This window comes from Streptomyces sp. NBC_00016 (assembly GCF_045040885.1).
In the GTDB taxonomy this organism is placed as follows: Bacteria; Actinomycetota; Actinomycetes; order Streptomycetales; family Streptomycetaceae; genus Streptomyces; species Streptomyces coriariae.
In genome coordinates this window covers 9226825-9243308 of sequence record NZ_CP108304.1, presented here as the reverse complement: position 1 = coordinate 9243308, position 16484 = coordinate 9226825, and the positions used below count along the sequence as shown (strand labels likewise).

Annotated in this window: 16 protein-coding genes; 9 read left to right on the top strand and 7 right to left on the bottom strand. The window is 67.8% G+C overall.

All coding sequences use genetic code 11. The features are described 5' to 3' along the window. Nucleotides 1-170 precede the first annotated feature (170 nt). From OG933_RS40905 to OG933_RS40895, 3 genes are read left to right on the top strand one after another with little or no spacing between them, the layout of a single operon-like run. Nucleotides 171-818: a sigma-70 family RNA polymerase sigma factor gene (locus tag OG933_RS40905; protein WP_362526420.1), complete on the top strand. Its 648-nt coding sequence runs from the start codon at nt 171-173 to the stop codon at nt 816-818. Then, nucleotides 815-1432 (top strand): hypothetical protein, encoded by a 618-nt coding sequence (locus tag OG933_RS40900; RefSeq protein WP_362526418.1) that lies wholly within the window; start codon nt 815-817, stop codon nt 1430-1432. Before OG933_RS40905 ends, OG933_RS40900 begins: the two co-directional genes overlap by 4 nt. 51 nt (nt 1433-1483) lie before the next feature. Continuing rightward, nucleotides 1484-2776, top strand: a complete 1293-nt coding sequence (locus OG933_RS40895) for an acyltransferase family protein (protein WP_405632191.1) — start codon at nt 1484-1486, stop codon at nt 2774-2776. Here the strand turns inward: OG933_RS40895 and OG933_RS40890 are convergent. Both OG933_RS40890 and OG933_RS40885 read right to left on the bottom strand, forming a co-directional pair. Next, entirely contained in the window at nt 2761-3597 is an 837-nt protein-coding gene (locus OG933_RS40890) for a chitosanase (RefSeq protein WP_405632188.1), read from the bottom strand. The two genes, OG933_RS40895 and OG933_RS40890, sit on opposite strands and share 16 nt — an antisense overlap. 163 nt (nt 3598-3760) lie before the next feature. Then, nucleotides 3761-4093, bottom strand: coding sequence for a hypothetical protein (locus tag OG933_RS40885; RefSeq protein WP_405632185.1), 333 nt, complete (start codon nt 4091-4093; stop codon nt 3761-3763). Nucleotides 4094-4296: 203 nt separating this feature from the next. Between OG933_RS40885 and OG933_RS40880 the strand changes: the two genes are divergently transcribed. Beyond that, nucleotides 4297-7284, top strand: a complete 2988-nt coding sequence (locus tag OG933_RS40880; protein ID WP_405632182.1) for a carbohydrate binding domain-containing protein — start codon at nt 4297-4299, stop codon at nt 7282-7284. A 61-nt stretch (nt 7285-7345) separates the two neighbouring features. Here OG933_RS40880 and OG933_RS40875 read toward each other — a convergent pair whose 3' ends face one another. Both OG933_RS40875 and OG933_RS40870 read right to left on the bottom strand, forming a co-directional pair. After that, complete coding sequence (locus OG933_RS40875; protein ID WP_362526407.1) at nt 7346-7618, bottom strand: hypothetical protein; 273 nt, start codon at nt 7616-7618, stop codon at nt 7346-7348. Between the two features lie 110 nt (nt 7619-7728). Next, nucleotides 7729-8013, bottom strand: coding sequence for a DUF5988 family protein (locus OG933_RS40870; protein WP_362526404.1), 285 nt, complete (start codon nt 8011-8013; stop codon nt 7729-7731). Between the two features lie 198 nt (nt 8014-8211). Between OG933_RS40870 and OG933_RS40865 the strand changes: the two genes are divergently transcribed. Continuing rightward, on the top strand, nt 8212-8619 hold the full coding sequence (locus OG933_RS40865) for a type II 3-dehydroquinate dehydratase (protein ID WP_405632177.1): 408 nt from the start codon (nt 8212-8214) through the stop codon (nt 8617-8619). Between the two features lie 130 nt (nt 8620-8749). Here OG933_RS40865 and OG933_RS40860 read toward each other — a convergent pair whose 3' ends face one another. Continuing rightward, the gene (locus tag OG933_RS40860) at nt 8750-9517 is read right to left on the bottom strand and encodes a response regulator transcription factor (protein WP_362526398.1); all 768 of its coding nucleotides are present in this window, start codon (nt 9515-9517) and stop codon (nt 8750-8752) included. Nucleotides 9518-10400: 883 nt separating this feature from the next. Between OG933_RS40860 and OG933_RS40855 the strand changes: the two genes are divergently transcribed. Continuing rightward, a complete protein-coding gene (locus tag OG933_RS40855; RefSeq protein ID WP_405632174.1) occupies nt 10401-11498 on the top strand; it encodes a LuxR C-terminal-related transcriptional regulator in 1098 nt (365 codons plus the stop codon). A 121-nt stretch (nt 11499-11619) separates the two neighbouring features. On the opposite strand, the gene OG933_RS40850 is transcribed toward OG933_RS40855, so the two are convergent. Then, nucleotides 11620-12387 carry a thioesterase II family protein gene (locus tag OG933_RS40850; RefSeq protein ID WP_405632172.1) on the bottom strand — a complete coding sequence of 256 codons (768 nt, stop codon included), beginning with the start codon at nt 12385-12387 and terminating at the stop codon, nt 11620-11622. Between the two features lie 304 nt (nt 12388-12691). Here OG933_RS40850 and OG933_RS40845 point away from each other — a divergent pair, with 304 nt between their 5' ends. The 3 genes from OG933_RS40845 to OG933_RS40835 all read left to right on the top strand — a co-directional run bounded on the left by OG933_RS40845 (nt 12692) and on the right by OG933_RS40835 (nt 15081). Further along, complete coding sequence (locus OG933_RS40845) at nt 12692-12889, top strand: 4Fe-4S domain-containing protein (protein ID WP_362526389.1); 198 nt, start codon at nt 12692-12694, stop codon at nt 12887-12889. Nucleotides 12890-13126: 237 nt separating this feature from the next. After that, on the top strand, nt 13127-13930 hold the full coding sequence (locus OG933_RS40840) for a methyltransferase domain-containing protein (RefSeq protein ID WP_362526386.1): 804 nt from the start codon (nt 13127-13129) through the stop codon (nt 13928-13930). Nucleotides 13931-14004: 74 nt separating this feature from the next. Further along, nucleotides 14005-15081 (top strand): methyltransferase, encoded by a 1077-nt coding sequence (locus OG933_RS40835; RefSeq protein WP_405632168.1) that lies wholly within the window; start codon nt 14005-14007, stop codon nt 15079-15081. Between the two features lie 74 nt (nt 15082-15155). Here the strand turns inward: OG933_RS40835 and OG933_RS40830 are convergent, their stop codons facing one another. Then, nucleotides 15156-16406 carry a cytochrome P450 gene (locus OG933_RS40830; RefSeq protein WP_405632165.1) on the bottom strand — a complete coding sequence of 417 codons (1251 nt, stop codon included), beginning with the start codon at nt 16404-16406 and terminating at the stop codon, nt 15156-15158. Between the last annotated feature and the right edge of the window lie 78 nt (nt 16407-16484).

Here is a 16484-nt window from a genome sequence, read left to right as displayed (position 1 = left end):
CATGGATCGCTTCTGTCATGTACCGAGTGATCGGTTGTGTGCGCAACAGTGCCACGCTTTCGCTCGGGCCCTGTGTCTCCGGCCGGGCCCGGGTTCTTTCTGTAACGCTTTTCGCACCTCGTTCCAAGAACGGGTGTAGCGCCTTTGAAGGACCCGAGGAGGAGACGCCTGTGGACGACGCGGAACGGTTACCGGGCGGGCCCGCCGCGGCGGTACGTGACCCTCGGCTCTTCGAGGAGTTCTACCGCCGCCACCTGGACCCGGTGATGCGGTTCGTGGCCCGGCGCGTCGACGACCCGCACACCGCGGCCGACCTGACGGCCGAGATCTTCCTCGCCGTCCTGCGTTCGGCGCACTCCTACCGGCCGGACCTCGGCAGCGAGACGGCCTGGCTGTTCGGCATCGCCCGCAACGTGGTGTCGTCGGAGCGGCGCCGGGTCGCCCGGGAGACGGAACGCGACCTGCGCTTCTCCGGGCGGCGGCTGCTGGAGGCCGACGACATCGTCCGCATCGAGGACAGACTCGACGCGGAGAGCCCCGGCCGGCGCGCCCTGGCCGCGCTGGCGAGGCTTCCCGAGGGCGAGCGGGCCGTCATGGAGTTGATCGCGGTGGACCAGCTCACGGTCACGGAGGCGGCGGCCGCACTGGGGATACGCCAGGTCACGGCCCGCGTACGACTGCACCGCGCCCGCAAGGCACTGCGGCGGGAGGCGGAGGCCCAGGGCGCGGAGACGACGCCCCCGGCCACCCGCACGAGTTCCGCGGAGGCCACGACGCCGGACGTACCGCTGCTGTACATCGCGAGGGGGGAAGCATGAGCACGAGGCGGACGTTCGAGGACCGGCTCCTGGACGAGCTCAAGAGGGAGATCGAGCTGCGCGAGGCAGGAACCCACCGAGCCGGGCCGACCACGGCCGAACCCGGTGGCGGCGGGGCGAGGGCGTCCGTGCGCCGGCTGTTCACCCCGCCCCGGATCGCCGTCGTCGCGGCGGCCTGCGCGGTGGCCTGGTTCGGTGCGGCGGTGGTGCCCGGATCGTCGCCCTACTCGACGGCGTACGCGGTGGAGCGCCACGGAGACGGCACCGTCACACTCACCGTGAAGGACCAGTCGATCGACGTCGCGGCCCAGCGCGAACTCGCGACGAGGGTGAGCGCGTGGGGCATCGAGGTGACCATCGACGTGCTGGCCCCGGGCTATGTCTGCGAGCGCAGCGAGTTCACCCCGCTCCCGGTCCGGGCCGTCGACAGACACGGCAACCGTGTCCCCGTCATCCCGATCAAGGCCGGTTGGGACCTGACCCTGCGCCGGGGCAACGTACTGACCTTCGAGAACATGGAGGGCATGTCCCGGCCGCGCGCCGTGGAGTTGTACTCCACCAGGAGCCAGGCCGAGCCCTGCGTTCCGATGAAGGTCGCCCTGCCGGACGACTAGCGCCTGCCCCAGCCTGACGAACCCCTCACCCGCACAGGATCCGGTCCACGTATGCAACCCCCGCCCCTGGTTCCTCCACGCCCGGAGAAGTCACCCTCCGTAATCGAACAGTCACTCCGATCGCTCCCGTCGACGCGACTGGGCTGGCTCGACGCGTTGCGCGCCGTCGCGGCTCTCGCCGTGGTCTTCGACCATTCGTCGTACGCGTTCCTGCCGCAGTTCCGGCAGGAGCTGATGCCGCAGTTCAACATCGGGCGGTACGGCGTCCTGCTGTTCTTCCTGGTGAGCGGGTACATCGTCCCCGCGTCACTGGAGCGCCGGGGCTGCGTCCGGTCGTTCTGGATCGGACGGGTGTTCCGCATGTACCCGCTGTGGGCGGCCGCCGTCACCGCGGTGCTCGCGCTCGACCTGCTGGGCGTCGCCGAGTTGCGCGCCGGTCCGGGCCGGCAGAGCCTGACCACGGTCGCCGTCGCCCATGTCACCCTGCTCCAGGAGCTGCTGGGGACACCGAGCGTCCTTCTGGTCCTGTGGACCCTCTCCTACGAGATGGCCTTCTATCTGCTGGCCGTCGCGCTCTTCACGGTCCGTCTGCACCGTCGGTCGGCGGCGATCGCCTGTGCCCTGGCCGCGCTCGCCGCCGTGAGCGCGGCAGTGGGGGGCGCGCTGCCGGTCTCCGCGCTCTCCGGCGCGGTCGGGACCGGCCCGCTGGTCGTGCTCGCCGCCATCGCCCTGGTGCTCGCCATCTGCTGTGCGAGCGCCGGGACACCCGTGCTCCGTGTGACCGGAGGCGTGCTGGGCGGGGTGTCAGCGCTCGTTCTGGTCGCTTTCAACGGCACGGTCGCGATGTGGGAGGGGCTGGTGATTCTCGCCGTGATGTTCCTGGGCACCGCGGTCCACCGGGCCGAGAACGGCGGGGCCGGCCGGTGGCGCGTGGCCGGCACGGCCGCCGTGGTGCTCGCCTGCGCCGTGGGCAGTGCCTACGGGCAGGGCGACGGCGCCCACTTCACCCGGCGCGGCTGGATCCTGGCGTTCCTGGCGGCCGCGTTCACCTTCGGCGCCGGACTGGCGGCGCGCCGTCTTCGGGTACCGCGATCGGTGACCGCGCTGGGAACGATCAGCTATTCGGTCTACCTGGTGCATCCGGTGCTGCTGGCGGTGACCGACGGCACGGTCGGCCGGTGGCGGCAGGACGTGCCCGCGCTGGAGGCGGCGTTCTTCGCCGTGCTGCTGCCGCTGTGCGCACTGACCTATCGGTATGTCGAGGTACCGGGTCAGGCGTGGGGCCGCAGACTGGCGCGCCGCTTCCAGCCGGGATCAGGCGGAGGCGGTCAGCCGATGTGGTAGCTGTCGCCGTAGACCTTCCAGTCCAGGGGCGGGTCGAGGTCGAGGTTGCCGTTGCGCAGGAAGACGCGCTGGGCGGTGTCGACCCGGCTGGTGTCGCTGTGCGCCTCCTCCTGCTTCATGGCCCAGACCCGGGCGTCGAGGAAGGCGTTGAGATACGTCGTCTCGTCACCGCCCTGGGCCGGCGGCTTGGCCTTCGTCAGCGCCCGCCTGCGGATGTTGCGGAAGCTCGTGGGGTCGGTTCCGTCACCGTGCATGACGATGGCGTCGTAGTAGGCGAACTGGCCGAGGACCCGCAGGCCGTCCGTCTTGCCCTGCCGGACGGCGGGATTGAAGTAGACGCGGTCGCGCTCGTCGTTCTGGGCCTGCTGGAAGGCGGTGTCCTGGGCTGCCTTGCGCCAGTCCTTCGGGTAGTTCGGGTCGAGACCGGAATGCGAGTCGGTGCCGTCGACCTCGCGCAGGGCGGGCAGGTACTTGGCGAGGACGTTGCCGGGCTTGCGGTCGCTGTAGAGCTGTACGAGGTCGAGCATGTCGTGGGTTCCGGAGCAGAACCCGATGATGCCGGCGGTGTAGCCCCGGCCGTCGCCGATGTCCTCGATGTACTGGTACTGGGCCTTCCAGTCGAGCGAGGAGTTCTCCGCGCTCGACACCAGCTTCATGGCGATCTCCTTCTTCGCCGGGTCGTCGAGGCTCTTCGCCGCGGTGGCCGCGGTCGCCCGGCGGGCGTCGAGAAGCGGCGCGGCGGCCAGGGCGCCGGTGAGGGCGAGGAAGAGGCGGCGGGAGGTGGGGGTGGGGCCGTCGACCGGCCGGGATATGTGCACCACAGTGGCTCCAGGTGAGGAGTGGGGGGTGGGGTGAGGCTGCACTGCGACTGACAGGAAAGTTTCCTATCAAGCCTTGGCGACAGAAGTAACCCATCGAAGCCATGTTCGTGCGATCGAACAAACGGCCCCACCGCCACTGACCCACCGTCACGCGGGCCGGGAACTAGAACAGTTGGAGCACCTGAGAGGTCAGGAAACCGAGCAGCCCGACATGGAACACGATCATGCAGATCCACTGCGTGACGGACATGCGCCAGGCCGCCGCCCGGAGGATCTCCCACTCACTCACCGCGAAGGCGGCTAGCACCAGGGCGAGCACCTCCCACACCACGTGCCACCAGCCCGAAGGGGTCGCCCCCGTCGTGGCGTCCATGGCGGCCGGGACACGCGCGACCCGCCCCAGCAGAAAAAGGCCGATAAGCAGCTTGTGCCAGCCATGGCGGACCGTCGGCGTCGCGGTCGTCACCCGGGAAGCGGGCGTGAATCCTGTGGACATTCGCACATTTGATCACCCTCCCGGAATGGAAGCCATTGTTCCGTTCGCTCCGGCGCAGGTGACCCGCCCCCTCTCGCGCACCGCGCGATCCCTTTACGGAGGTGGCATGCCCCTGTAACTTCCGTGCGCAAGTCCTTTCAGGAAGTTGCCGGTTGCTCTTTCATGGCGACTCCCTCCATCCGCTGCCCGTACCGGGAGAGGCCATGAGGCGCGCACCGACAACGCCCCGCAGACGCAGGCCACCACGTCCGCTCGCCGCCGCCCTGGCGGCGGCCGGGCTGTTCGGACTGCTCGCGGGCCCGTCCGAACCCGACCCCGTCCCCTTGCGGACAACCGCCGCCGCCGCCAACACGGCGACCGTCTTCTACTACACGAAGACGAAGAACTGGTCCGCGACCTATCTGCACTACGCCCCCGACGGCGGCACCTGGACCACGGTCCCCGGCGTACTCATGGAGGCCGCCTGCGCCGACTGGGTGAGGCAGACCGTCGACCTCGGCTCGGCCGCGGGGCTCCAGGCCACCTTCAACAACGGCAGCGGCACCTGGGACAACAACGGCGGCGGCAACTACACGCTGGGGACCGGCGCCGTGACCGTCAAGGACGGCGTGATCGCGCACAGCGATCCGTGCGCCGGCACGGAGACGGGCAGCGGCAACGAGGCCACCGTCTACTACTCGACCGCCACCTCCGGATGGACCACCGCCAACATCCACTACGCGCCCACCGGCGGTTCCTGGACGACGACCCCCGGCGTCGGCATGGAGGCCGCCTGCACGGGCTGGTGGAAGAAGACCCTGGACATCGGTACGGCGACGTCGCTCAAGGCCGCGTTCAACAACGGCAACGGGGTCTGGGACAACAACAACGGCGCGGACTACCCGATCCCGCTCGGCACCACGACCGTGAAGGACCGGACGGTCACCTCCGGCGCGGCGAACCCGTGCGCGGCCGAGGTGCCCGACACCGAGCCACCGACCGCCCCGGCCGGGGTCACGGCGAGCGCCACCGACACGTCGGTGGCGGTGAGCTGGGACGCGGCCACCGACAACAAGGGCGTGACGAAGTATCAGGTCACGCGCACCGGAGGCACCTTGGGGACGGTGGTCACCGATGTCGGCTCGACGGTGTTCTCCGACTCCGGGCTCGAGGAGAAGACCGCCTACACGTACACGGTGAAGGCGGTCGACGCGGCCGGCAACACCTCGCCCGCCTCCGCCGCGGCTACCGCGACGACCGGTGAGCGCGCGCCTTCCCCGGCGGCCGGCACTCCGCTGGGCACCGATCCGCGCAAGGACCCCATCTACTTCGTGCTCACCGCCCGCTTCCACGACGGCGACACCGCGAACGACCGCGGCGGCAGCCAGCACGTCAAGTCCGGAAACGCGGCGAACAACGACCCCATGTTCCGCGGGGACTTCAAGGGCCTGGTCGAGAAGCTCGACTACATCAAGGCCCTCGGATTCTCGGCGGTCTGGATCACGCCCGTCGTGCTCAACCGCTCGGACTACGACTACCACGGCTATCACGGCTACGACTTCTACAAGGTCGACCCGCGCCTGGAGTCCGCCGGCGCCTCCTACCAGGACCTGATCAACGCGGCGCACGCCAAGGGCATGAAGATCTACCAGGACGTCGTCTACAACCACAGCTCACGCTGGGGTGCCAAGGGTCTGTTCACGCCGACCGTGTACGGGGTCCGCGACTCCCAGTGGAGCTGGTACTACGACGAGAAGGCCGAAGGCTTCGCGTACGACGGCCTGACCGTCGAACCCAAGTCGGGGAAGTCCTACTACAACGGTGACCTGTGGTCGACGGCCGAGCCGACCGGCAACACCTGTCTCAACTGGGGCAAGCCCACCGGAGGCAAGAGCGTCGAGGGCTCCACCCTCTACAACTGCCAGTGGCCGAGCCCCACTTCGGGCATGTTCCCCAAGGCCTACTACCACCGGTGCTGGATCGGCAACTGGGAGGGCGAGGACTCCCGGTCCTGCTGGCTGCACGAGGACCTGGCCGATTTCGACACCGAGTCGACGCCCGTGCAGAACTACCTCATCGGCGCCTACGACAAGTACATCGACATGGGCGTCGACGGCTTCCGGATCGACACGGCCGTCCACATCCCGCGCGTGACGTGGAACCGTCGTTTCCTGCCCGCCATCTACGACCGGGTCACCCAGAAGTTCGGCACGGAGGCGGCCAGGAACTTCTTCGTCTTCGGTGAGGTCGGCGCCTTCGTCAACGACAAGTGGAACCGCGGCTCCGTGAACCACTCCGCGCAGTTCTTCACCTGGAAGGAGCGCAAGGAGTACAGCGCGGACGACGAGACGGCGGCCATCGAGCAGTTCACCTACGAGAACAATCTCGGCACCGCGAACCAGCCGACGTCGGCCAACGCCTTCCTGAGCGGCAACAGCTATCACGCGCCCGACCGCAGCCAGTTCTCCGGCATGAACATCATCGACATGCGGATGCACATGAACTTCGGCGACGCGCAGAACGCCTTCGGCAACGGCAAGGACTCCGACGACAGCGTCAACGACGCCACCTACAACGTGGTCTACGTGGACAGCCACGACTACGGGCCGAACAAGTCGAGCACGCGCTACAGCGGCGGCACCGACGCCTGGGCCGAGAACATGGCGCTCATGTGGACCTTCCGCGGCATCCCGACGCTGTACTACGGCTCGGAGATCGAGTTCCAGAAGGGCAAGCAGATCGACTGCGGGCCGAGCTGCCCGCTGGCGTCCACCGGGCGCGCCTACTTCGGCGACCACCTGGCCGGTACCGTCACCGCCTCGGACTTCGGCACGGTCGCGAGTGCGAGCGGCACGGTCGCCACCACCCTGGCCCAGCCACTGGTCAAGCACCTCCAGCGGCTGAACCACATCCGCAGGGCGGTCCCGGCCCTGCAGACGGGCCAGTACTCGACCGACGGAATCAGCGGCGAGATGGCCTTCAAACGCCGCTACACCAGCGGCGGCACGGACAGCTTCGCGCTGGTGACGGTCACCGGCGGGGCGAGCTTCACCGGCATCCCGAACGGCACGTACACGGACGCCGTCACGGGTGACGTGCGGAGCGTCTCGAACGGCACCCTGTCGGTAGCCGCCCCGGGCAAGGGCAACCTACGGGTGTACGTACTGAACGGGCCCGGGAAGATCGGCGCCGACGGGCCCTATCTGAAGTAGCAGCGCGCGGGAACCTGAACCGGTTCACAGACCGGTCCAGGAGACGGTTCAGGAGGCCGGCTCAGGGGGCGCCCGGCGCGTCGCCCAACCAGTCGAAACGGCGGTCGTCGCCGGCACGTCGTCCGTACACGGCGCGGCCGCCGGGCCCGTAGCGGCCTATCTCGGTGATCAGCACCACCTCGCGCAGCTCGTGGGCGGGCCGGTCCGTGACGTCCAGGAGCAGCCCGTCCAGCGGGCCGCCCACGAGCTGCCCGTACACGCGCTCCGGTCGGGGTCCCGCGTCGTCGTGGTCGGCGCCGTAGACCCGGCCCCGCAAGAACTCAACCTCGTCCATGACCAGCAGCTTGTCATCCACCACTGACAACGGCCCGTTGAGCACTCTTCGGCCGAGGCCCTGGCGGAGAAATGACCTCCGGGGCGAGGTCCCCACGCGCCACCGACGGGTCACTCCGCCACGTAGGTGCAAGATGTCCACACGAAGACCCTCAGTTCGCGGTCGTCGACCACCGTCGTCTCGGAACTGGCCTCGAAGTGCTCATAGCGATTGCCGCACAGTACCTTGACCTTGTCCACGTCGAGATCGGGCAGAAAGCGCAGCCGTTCCTCGTCGGCGATCGCCGTGCGAATCCCGCCGCGCAGAAAAACGTTGGGGGCGCCATTGTCGTCCATGATTTTCCTCACCCTCTGGACCAGCCGCTCGCGGCCGCCGGAACCGGGTCGCTCGACCACGGCCGTCCTCAACTCCCGGTCAGTCGTAGGACTTCCGCCGAGCGTAAACGGAGCGAAGGGAGGAGGGGTACGAGTGAGGGCTTTCTTGTCCGCCCGATACGGAAAGTCTACCCATGCTGGTAGCGCCGAAGCGGTTTCCCGGCAAGCCGTCCGACGCTCGTGTGCCGCGGGAACTACCCATTCTGATGGTGGTGCATCGTGCACGGCATCGACACCATGGAGGTGGATATACGGCACCGATACGTTGGCCGACATCGAAGCGGCGGTCGACGAGGAGGTGAGCGTCCAGGGTGGGAAGTTCTCTCGATCCAGCGCGACGGGGAGGGAGATCTCGTCGGCGCGATTCACGAGCACGGTGACACCACTGTCGGGGCGATCGTCAATCCAGGTGCTCTCATGATTGCCGGATGGAGTCTTCGCGACGCGCTGGCAAGCTATTCCCCGCCCTGGGTCGAGGTGCACCTCAGCAACGTATGGGCCCGCGAACAATTCCGCCACGAATCGGTGATCGCCCCTCTGGCGAGCGGCGTGGTGGTCGACCTGGGAGCCTTCGGCCATCGTCTGGCCGCCAGGCCCTGTTGCGGCTGTCCGGGCGACGCCACGTGACCTGAGAGCCCGGGAGTGTGCACGAGAGGGGTCCGCGAGACGGACATGACCGACGTCGGGCACGCGGGCCCGGCTGCCGCGCGGGGTTTCCGACTAGGCCCGCGCTTTCACCGCGTGGACACCTCTGCGGTTACGGTGAGTCCCGCGCGGTCGGTGACGGTGCGGAACCGAGCCGGAAGCCGATTCCACGTTTGGTCTCGATCCAGTCGTAGGAGCCGAGCTTCTGGCGTAGGGCCCCGATGTGGACGTCGAGAGTCCGCGTCGAGCCGAACCAGTGATCTTTCCACACCCGGGAGATGATGGCTTTGCGGGTGTGCACGGTGTCGGGGTCCTCCATCAGCATGGAGAGCAGATCGAACTCCTTCGGGGTCAGTTGGATCTGCCGACCGTCGAGGGCGACATCACGGTTGCGCAGATTCAGACGCAGGGACCCCACGATCAATGTCTCCCCGGCCCTGGCCGGCGGCCTGTGGACCTGCCGATGAGGCATACGCGATCTCCGTATGACGGCATCCATACTCGCTTTCAACTCGTGGAGCGAGTCTGATTTGACGACGCAGTAGTCCGCTCCGGCATTCAGCGCGAGCACCCGGTCGATCTCGTTGACATACGGTCCGAGAATGATGATCGGCACGGACGTCTGCGTGCGGACCCTCTTACAGACCTCGTAACTGTCCAGGCCCGGCGTGGAAGAGTCGAAGAGCAACAGGTCGAAATCAGGAAAGTTCTCCACGGCCTCGCCGCCGGTGGCCGCCATAATGATCGTGTATTTTGCGGGGAACGGCGGTTTATGCAAGGCGCCATTCAGGCCTGCATCATCGCTTACCAACAGAACGCGGACGGATGACTTTCCCAAAACATTTCCCCTCGTTTTCCGCCAAAGCTGTCCGGGTTCCACCCGTAAACCCACCCGGATCCATTGATCCAGCCTGAAGACATACCCGGCTCCTATTGGTCCGAAACGGAAGCAGCCATGGCCCGTTGATCTACGCGCACATGAACTGACAGAGGGCGCAGGGCAGTTGTCGCCGAGTGCGCCGGAGGCGCCGTGCGGATACGGGCATCGGACAACGGGCGCGGGCGAAACGACCGGCGAGCGCGAGGCGAGCGCGGTCCGTCACGCGAGTGACGTGCCGCTTCCGGGATCACCTCTCAGCCGCGCGCGAGCCACCTCACACCATGGCCCGGCCTGACGGACTAGCTCCGCGACCGGGCCACAGGCCAGTTGCAGCCGGGAAGGGCACGACAGATCCGGGCATATCGCAGGTGGCAAGAATTGCACGTTACTCGACAGTAGTTTTAAATTAATACTTCATTTCTGCTGAAGTAACTCTGCACTTCCGGGCTTTAAGATCGGATCGTCCGAACAAGCCAGGCCCAACTCGAGCTCACTCCCCCTTCTTCCCTCCCCCCACCATCTCGCGTCATCCGGTACCGCCTCGTGCCGCACGCCCACCTCCCTCCGGTCCGTGATCCGAGGATGCAGGGCGGCCGGCGAGGCGCCGAATGCCGATGGTCAGCGCTGCCGGTAGCCCCCACAGAGAACATCCGAGCGTGACGATGACCCCAGGCCAGGAGATGTGATGCCCAATACCTGTTTTCCCCTGCAGTCGAGGCCCTCTCTTTCTGTGTCGTATGCCTGTGAAAGCACCTCCTGCGAGCCCGTTCGGCTCTCCGCGCTCTCCTTCTCCGCCTGGTCGCGCGGGGATCTGACGGAGGCCATACGCTGGGCGGCCACATCCAGTGAAACGCACCCCACATATGACGGAAATTGCCTGGGTATGGCGAAAGTCTGGTATTCCACCCTCCTGGTCAGAATCCGCGAGCCGGCCTCCGCGGCACGTGTACTCGACAGCGTGGAGGAAGTGCGGACCGGCATCGAGGGCACCGGCGAGCTGGTGGCGGCCTCACTGATCTGCGCGGCGGACCTCGCGTTCACCCAGGGGGACGTCGACACCGCTGTCGAACTGGCAGGGAAGGGTGTTCACCAGGCACGGGAGGCCGGCCTCAACTGCCTGCTTCCCGCCGCGCACACCGTGATGGCACTGAGCGCTCTGCGGCAGGGCAACATGAGCGTGAGCCTGGACTTCGCGAACCAGCTGCGGGACGACGCCCTGCTCGGCAACACCCTCCACGGCCCCAGCCAGTGCGCCTGGGCCGCCGCTCAGCTCCAGGAGGTGCAGGGAGGCGCAGTGAGCGCCGCTCATCTCGTCGCGGGCATCATCAGGGACGACCAGCTGGTGCTCGAGCTGCTGGCCTCGCAACCGGCCGCCGCCTCGTGGCTTGTCCGGGCCGCGAAAGACCTGGACGAAGAACCTCTCGCCAAGCGTGTCGTCGACGAAGCATCCGGGCTCGCCGCACGCAACCGCGGGCTCCGTTCCCTGGAAGCGGCAGCGGCACATGCCGACGGGTTACTGGAGGAGAATCCGCAAAAGCTCATCGTGGCAGCCGAATCGCATCTGGACCTGTGGGCCGGTGCCTCGGCCTACGAAGATGCCGGGAAACTCCTCTCCGCACCGCATCATGAACGTGATCGGGCGGTCGAGGTCCTCGAACGAGCGGTGGACGGATATTCCAGCTCCGCGGCGCCACGAGATGCCCGTAGGGTCGTCAGCAGGCTTCGCTCGCTCGGCGTGCGGCGTGGCCGCTATCCGCAGTACGCCACCCACAGCGTCAACGTCGACTCCCTCACCAACACGGAAGCTGCCGTCGCCGAGTTGGTGAGCCACGGCTTCACGAACTCCCAGGTCGGTGAGCGTCTGTTCATCTCCGGCCACACGGTGGCTTTCCATCTGAAGAAGATCTTCCGGAAAATGAACGTGGCTTCTCGCGTGGAACTGACGCGAACGTGGAGCCGGGTGTCGAGTGGTGAATACTGACATCCGGTACAGCCGGACCCATTGCGACGAAGCCGCGGCCGGCAGGTGTTCCCCTCCGCGAACGGGAGCCCGTCGGCGACGCGCCGGCCGGAGCCGGATCGCCTCGGACAGCGGCCCCGGCCTACGTACCGACGCCCTGGCCACCCAGTTTCTCCGCCACGAGTCCGATCACGCGTTCACTCTGATCGACGAGGAAGAAGTGACCACCGGGGAGCAGTTGGAGCTCCGTCGGCCCGGTGGCGTGCACCTCCCAGGCTGCCGCTTCGTCGATCGAGACCCGGGGATCGCTGTCTCCGGTCAGCACCGTCACCGGACAGTCCAGCATCCTGCCGGGGTCGTACCGGTACGTCTCGACGGCACGGTAGTCGCTGCGGACGGCGGGCATGATCATGTCCAGCACCTCGGGGTCGGCCAGCACGGCCGCGTCGGTGCCGCTCAGCATCCGAATCTCGGCGACGATCTGCGCGTCCGATCGCAGGTGCACCCGCTCGTCGCGGTGGCGGGACGGGGCCCGGCGGCCGGAGACGAAGAGCCGCACGGGTGCGGGGAGTCCGGAGTCCTGCATGCGCAGCGCGATCTCGTAGGCCAGCACGGCGCCCATGCTGTGCCCGAACAACGCGAGGGGACGATCATCGAGAGGGCGCAGCGCCGCGAATATCCGGTCGGCCAGGTCCGGGAGGCCGGAGACATTCGGCTCGTGGCGCCGGTCCTGCCGCCCCGGGTACTGGACCGCGAGCACCTCCACCTCGGGCGCGAGCGCCTTGGAGACCGGAAAGAAGAAGCTCGCCGATCCACCGGCGTGCGGCAGGCACACCAGGCGGGCTCTGCTGTCCGGCGCCGGGTGAAATCGACGGATCCATCGTTCGAACTGCTCCGCTGGTTGAGGCACTGGCTGAAATTCCTTTCAGGAATCGCCTTTTGGCACGCTTGCCTCGACCGCGGGTCGGCCGACGGTCGACGGTGGGATCCGTGCCGACCCCGCGACTTGTGTCGTCCCTCGGCAGAGTAGGAGAGGTGTCACCGGTCGGGCATCCCTCGGTCTGATAGCCCCTCGTCTGCTCATCACGCCGCATTTCGGGGTGAGTCGGGATGACGCCCGGCCGGGACGTTCGACCCCTGGAATAGGCCCGCCCTCCGTCGTGTACGCGAACTCCGGTCGGCCGGCTGCCGGTCATCTGGTAGGAGGCAATTTCATGAAGATCATCGCGGACACCGGCAAGTGTGTCGGCGCAGGCCAGTGCGCGCTCAGCGGGCCGGAACTGTTCGACCAGAGCGAGGAGGACGGCACCGTCGTCGTGCTGAACTCCGAGCCGGAGGGCGAGTTCCTGGTGAAAAGGGCTCGCGAAGCAGTTCACATCTGCCCGAGCGGGGCCCTCTCGCTGGCCGAATGACCGTGTCGGCGGGCCTGTTGCCGCAGTGGTCGGTGCCACCCCCCGCCCCCCGGACGGGGGCCTATCAGATCGGGGGATGCCCAGCCTGTCGCTCCTGCCCTACTTTGCAAAGGCCCGGTGCGCGTCGCGGGATCGGCAGGGATTTCCCATGTCCCGGGCGGCGGCGCGATTTCGGGCGATGGGTCCGCCGATTCCACTCGGCGCCGCACGGTTCCCGGCAGAGAAAGGACATCGTCGATGACCGCAACCAGTGCCTGGCTGGCCGAGGATTACGCGCAGGTGAACACACCGCACGTCAAAACGGCACTCGCCGCGCTCTCGCTCGCGGGCGACGTTCTGGAACAAGGCGGGGCGTTCGCCGAGATCGGCTGCGGAACCGGGGAGATAGCGCGCACCGCCGCGGAGCGGGGTTTCGACGTCTGGGCATGCGACGCGTCACCGTCCATGGTGGACGCCACCCGGCAGCGGTGTGCCGGACTCCCCGTGCACGCCGAGGTCCGCACGGCGGAGCGGCTGGACCTCCCGCAGGAGCGTTTCACCGTGGTCCATTCCTCCTGGGTGCTGCACTGGGTGACCGAGGTCGACGCGCCGTTGCGCCGGATGGCCCGCGCGCTGCGTCCGGGTGGGTACGTCGTGCTCCAGTGGACCGGTGCCCAGCCGCGAGGTGACGGTCCCGGGATGTTCGGGATCCTGCGAGAGATCGCGGACAGCCCGAAGTGGAAGGACCTGCTCGCCGGGGCGCAGCCTGCCATGCACGAGTATCCGGCCGAGGAAGTGGCGGAGATCCTCGTGGACACCGGACTGGAGATCACCCACTACGAACCGGAGATCGTCCACGCGTTGAGCGCGAAGGGTCCCGGCCTGGACCCGTCGGAGCTGCCCGAGCTGCGCCGGCGGTACAAGCTGGCCGGGTTCGCCACCCAGGCCGCCGCGCTGGGCGAGCGCGCCGACGAGTTCGTGGACGAAGTGCTGCGGGCCGTGTTCGAGGCGGACAGGGCCCGACTCCATCACGCCAGGATCGTCGCCCGGCGTCCTGCCTGAGTCGGGCGGGACGCGGCCTCGAGCCGGATCAGGACGTTGCGCCGGACGACCAACCGAGCTAAGGAATCAGTGCGATGACCGCGATGACCGCAGTAGCCACGTTCCTACGACTTCGCGAGTACATGGTGGGACCCGCGAGGTTCATGATCCTTTTGTCGTGTTTCGAGCTCGGTCTGGTCGATGCGCTCCGCAAGACCCCCGGCATGACCGCGGCCCAGCTCGGGAACGCCGTCGGCGCCGCGCCGGACGCCGTGGAGCAGCTCCTCCACCTGTCGGTCAAGGAGGGCTTCGTCTCCTACGACAAGCGTTCCGGCGGCTACTCCCTCGACGCGTTCGCGGGCATCGCCGAGACCGACCTCAGGCGTGTCCTCCAGGTGATGAACATGATCAAGGTGGTCATGCTCAGGCAGATGTTCTACCTCACCGAAAGCGTCCGTACGGGCACGATCGTCGGCCTGGACAAGCTCTACGGCTTCGAGGGGAATCTCTACGAGGCCGTGGCCGAGCACAAGGACCTGCGCGAATCCTGGGCGACGATGATGGACGACGTCACCGCTCACATGGATCCCTGGTTTCTCCGCAACGTCCACATAGCGTCCGGCTCACAGGTCCTCGACCTCGCCGGGAACACCGGTCTGGGAGCGATCATGACCTATCGGGCGAAGGCGTCACCCGGACTGCGCGTGACGACTTTCGACCTGCCCGAGAAAGAGCGGGAATGCCTGGAGAATTTCAGAGCTCAAGGCGTGGAGAAGCATTGCTCGTTCATCGGCGGTGACGTCTTCGAAAGCGTTCCCCAGGGTTTCGACATCGTCCTGATCAAGCATTTCCTGGACATGTTCGACAGAAAGGACGTGCTCAGGATCCTCAACGGCGTCAACAGGGCACTGAAGGTCGGTGGGCAGATCAACATCCTGGTGCCGGTGTACCCCGACGACGTCAGGGAGTCCAGCAGTGTCGGCGTCGACCTCTTCCCCGCCTACTTCCTCGGCTGCACCATGGGCCAGGGCGGGCCGCAGAAGCTCGCGACCTACCGGAAGTGGGTGGAGGAGTGCGGGTTCAAGGTCACCAGGACGGTCGCCCAGGATCTCGCCCACATGCCGGGAGCACTGATCGCGCACGGCATCCTGTGCGCGACGAAGGTCGCGTAGCCGGACCGGCGCCGTGGTGAGCGCCGGCCGCCCCCGCCGCTCCCGCCGGCCGCTCCGACCGGCGGGAGCGGCGTTCAGGCGAGTCGCAGCGGCAGCCGCGTGACCCGGGTGACTCCTGGCCGCGGCACCCACGGGATCTTCTCGCGCTCCACCGCGAGGGAGGGATCCGGGAACCGGGTGAACAGCGCCTGCAGCGCCACCTCCGCCTCCAGCAGGGCCAGCGGCGCGCCGAGGCAGTAGTGCGCCCCCTGTCCGAATCCGAGATGGCTCTGCCCGCTGTCCCGGCAGACGTCCAGCCGCTCGGGGTCGTCGTACTTGCGCGGGTCGGTGTTGGCGGCCAGCAGCAGCGGCATGACCGGCGACCCCGCCGGGATCGTCTTGCCGCCCACTTCGACCTCCTCCGTCGGATACCGGGGCAGTCCCCACTGGGCGGGCCCCAGGCGCATGAGCTCATGCACCGCCTGCGGCCACCGGGAGGGGTCCGCGCGCAGCAGCGCGAGCTGGTCCGGGTGTTCGAGCAGGGCGAGCACCGAGTTGCCGAGCATGTACGTCGTCGTCTCGTACCCGGTGATCACCAGGGTGAAGACGAGGGTGACCAACTCGCGGTCGGAGAGACGGTCGCCGTCTTCCTCCTGGGCCTGCACCAGGACGGAGACCAGGTCGTCGCGCGGCTCCGCGCGCCGGCGCGCGATCACGTCGAGCACGTGGTCGACGCACTCGCGCAGAACGTCCGGGACGCGCTCGATGTACTCCACGGGCGAGGACAGCACGCGCCCCCACTCGCCCCACCGGGGCCGGTCGGCCTCGTCTATCCCGACCAGCTCGCAGATCACGGCGATCGGCACCGGATAGCAGAACGCCTCCATGAGGTCGACCGGGGCTCCGTCGCGGCTCGCGTCGGCCATCCGGTCGAGCAGCCTCGCGGTGATCTCCTCGATCCGCGGACGCATCTCGGCCACCCGTCGCGCGGTGAACACCCGGGAGACCAGCTTCCGCTGACGGCGGTGGTCGGCGCCGTCGATCTGCATGAGCTTGTCGGCGAGGTAGTCGACCAGGTCGGACGGGATCTTGAGCAGCTTCATGATCGAGGAGCCGCCCGGCGTGGGCCCCGCCGCCGGGTTGTTGAGGAACCGCGGGTCGGTGAGGACCCGACGCACGTCGTCGTAACGGGTGACCAGCCACATCGGCGGAGCGCCGTCCACGATCGTGCCCGTCATCATCGGGGCCTGTTCACGTATGCGCGCGTACCCGCCGAACGGGTCGGCTGTCAGCTCCGGCGAGAGCAGTTCGATCGGGTCGGCCGAGTTCTCGGCGGTAGCGGTCATGGCTCTCCCCCTTCCATGTCAGAAAATCTGGACGGGCATTGTCGTTCGGGCCGGATAAAACCGAAGGACCCGTTTCTC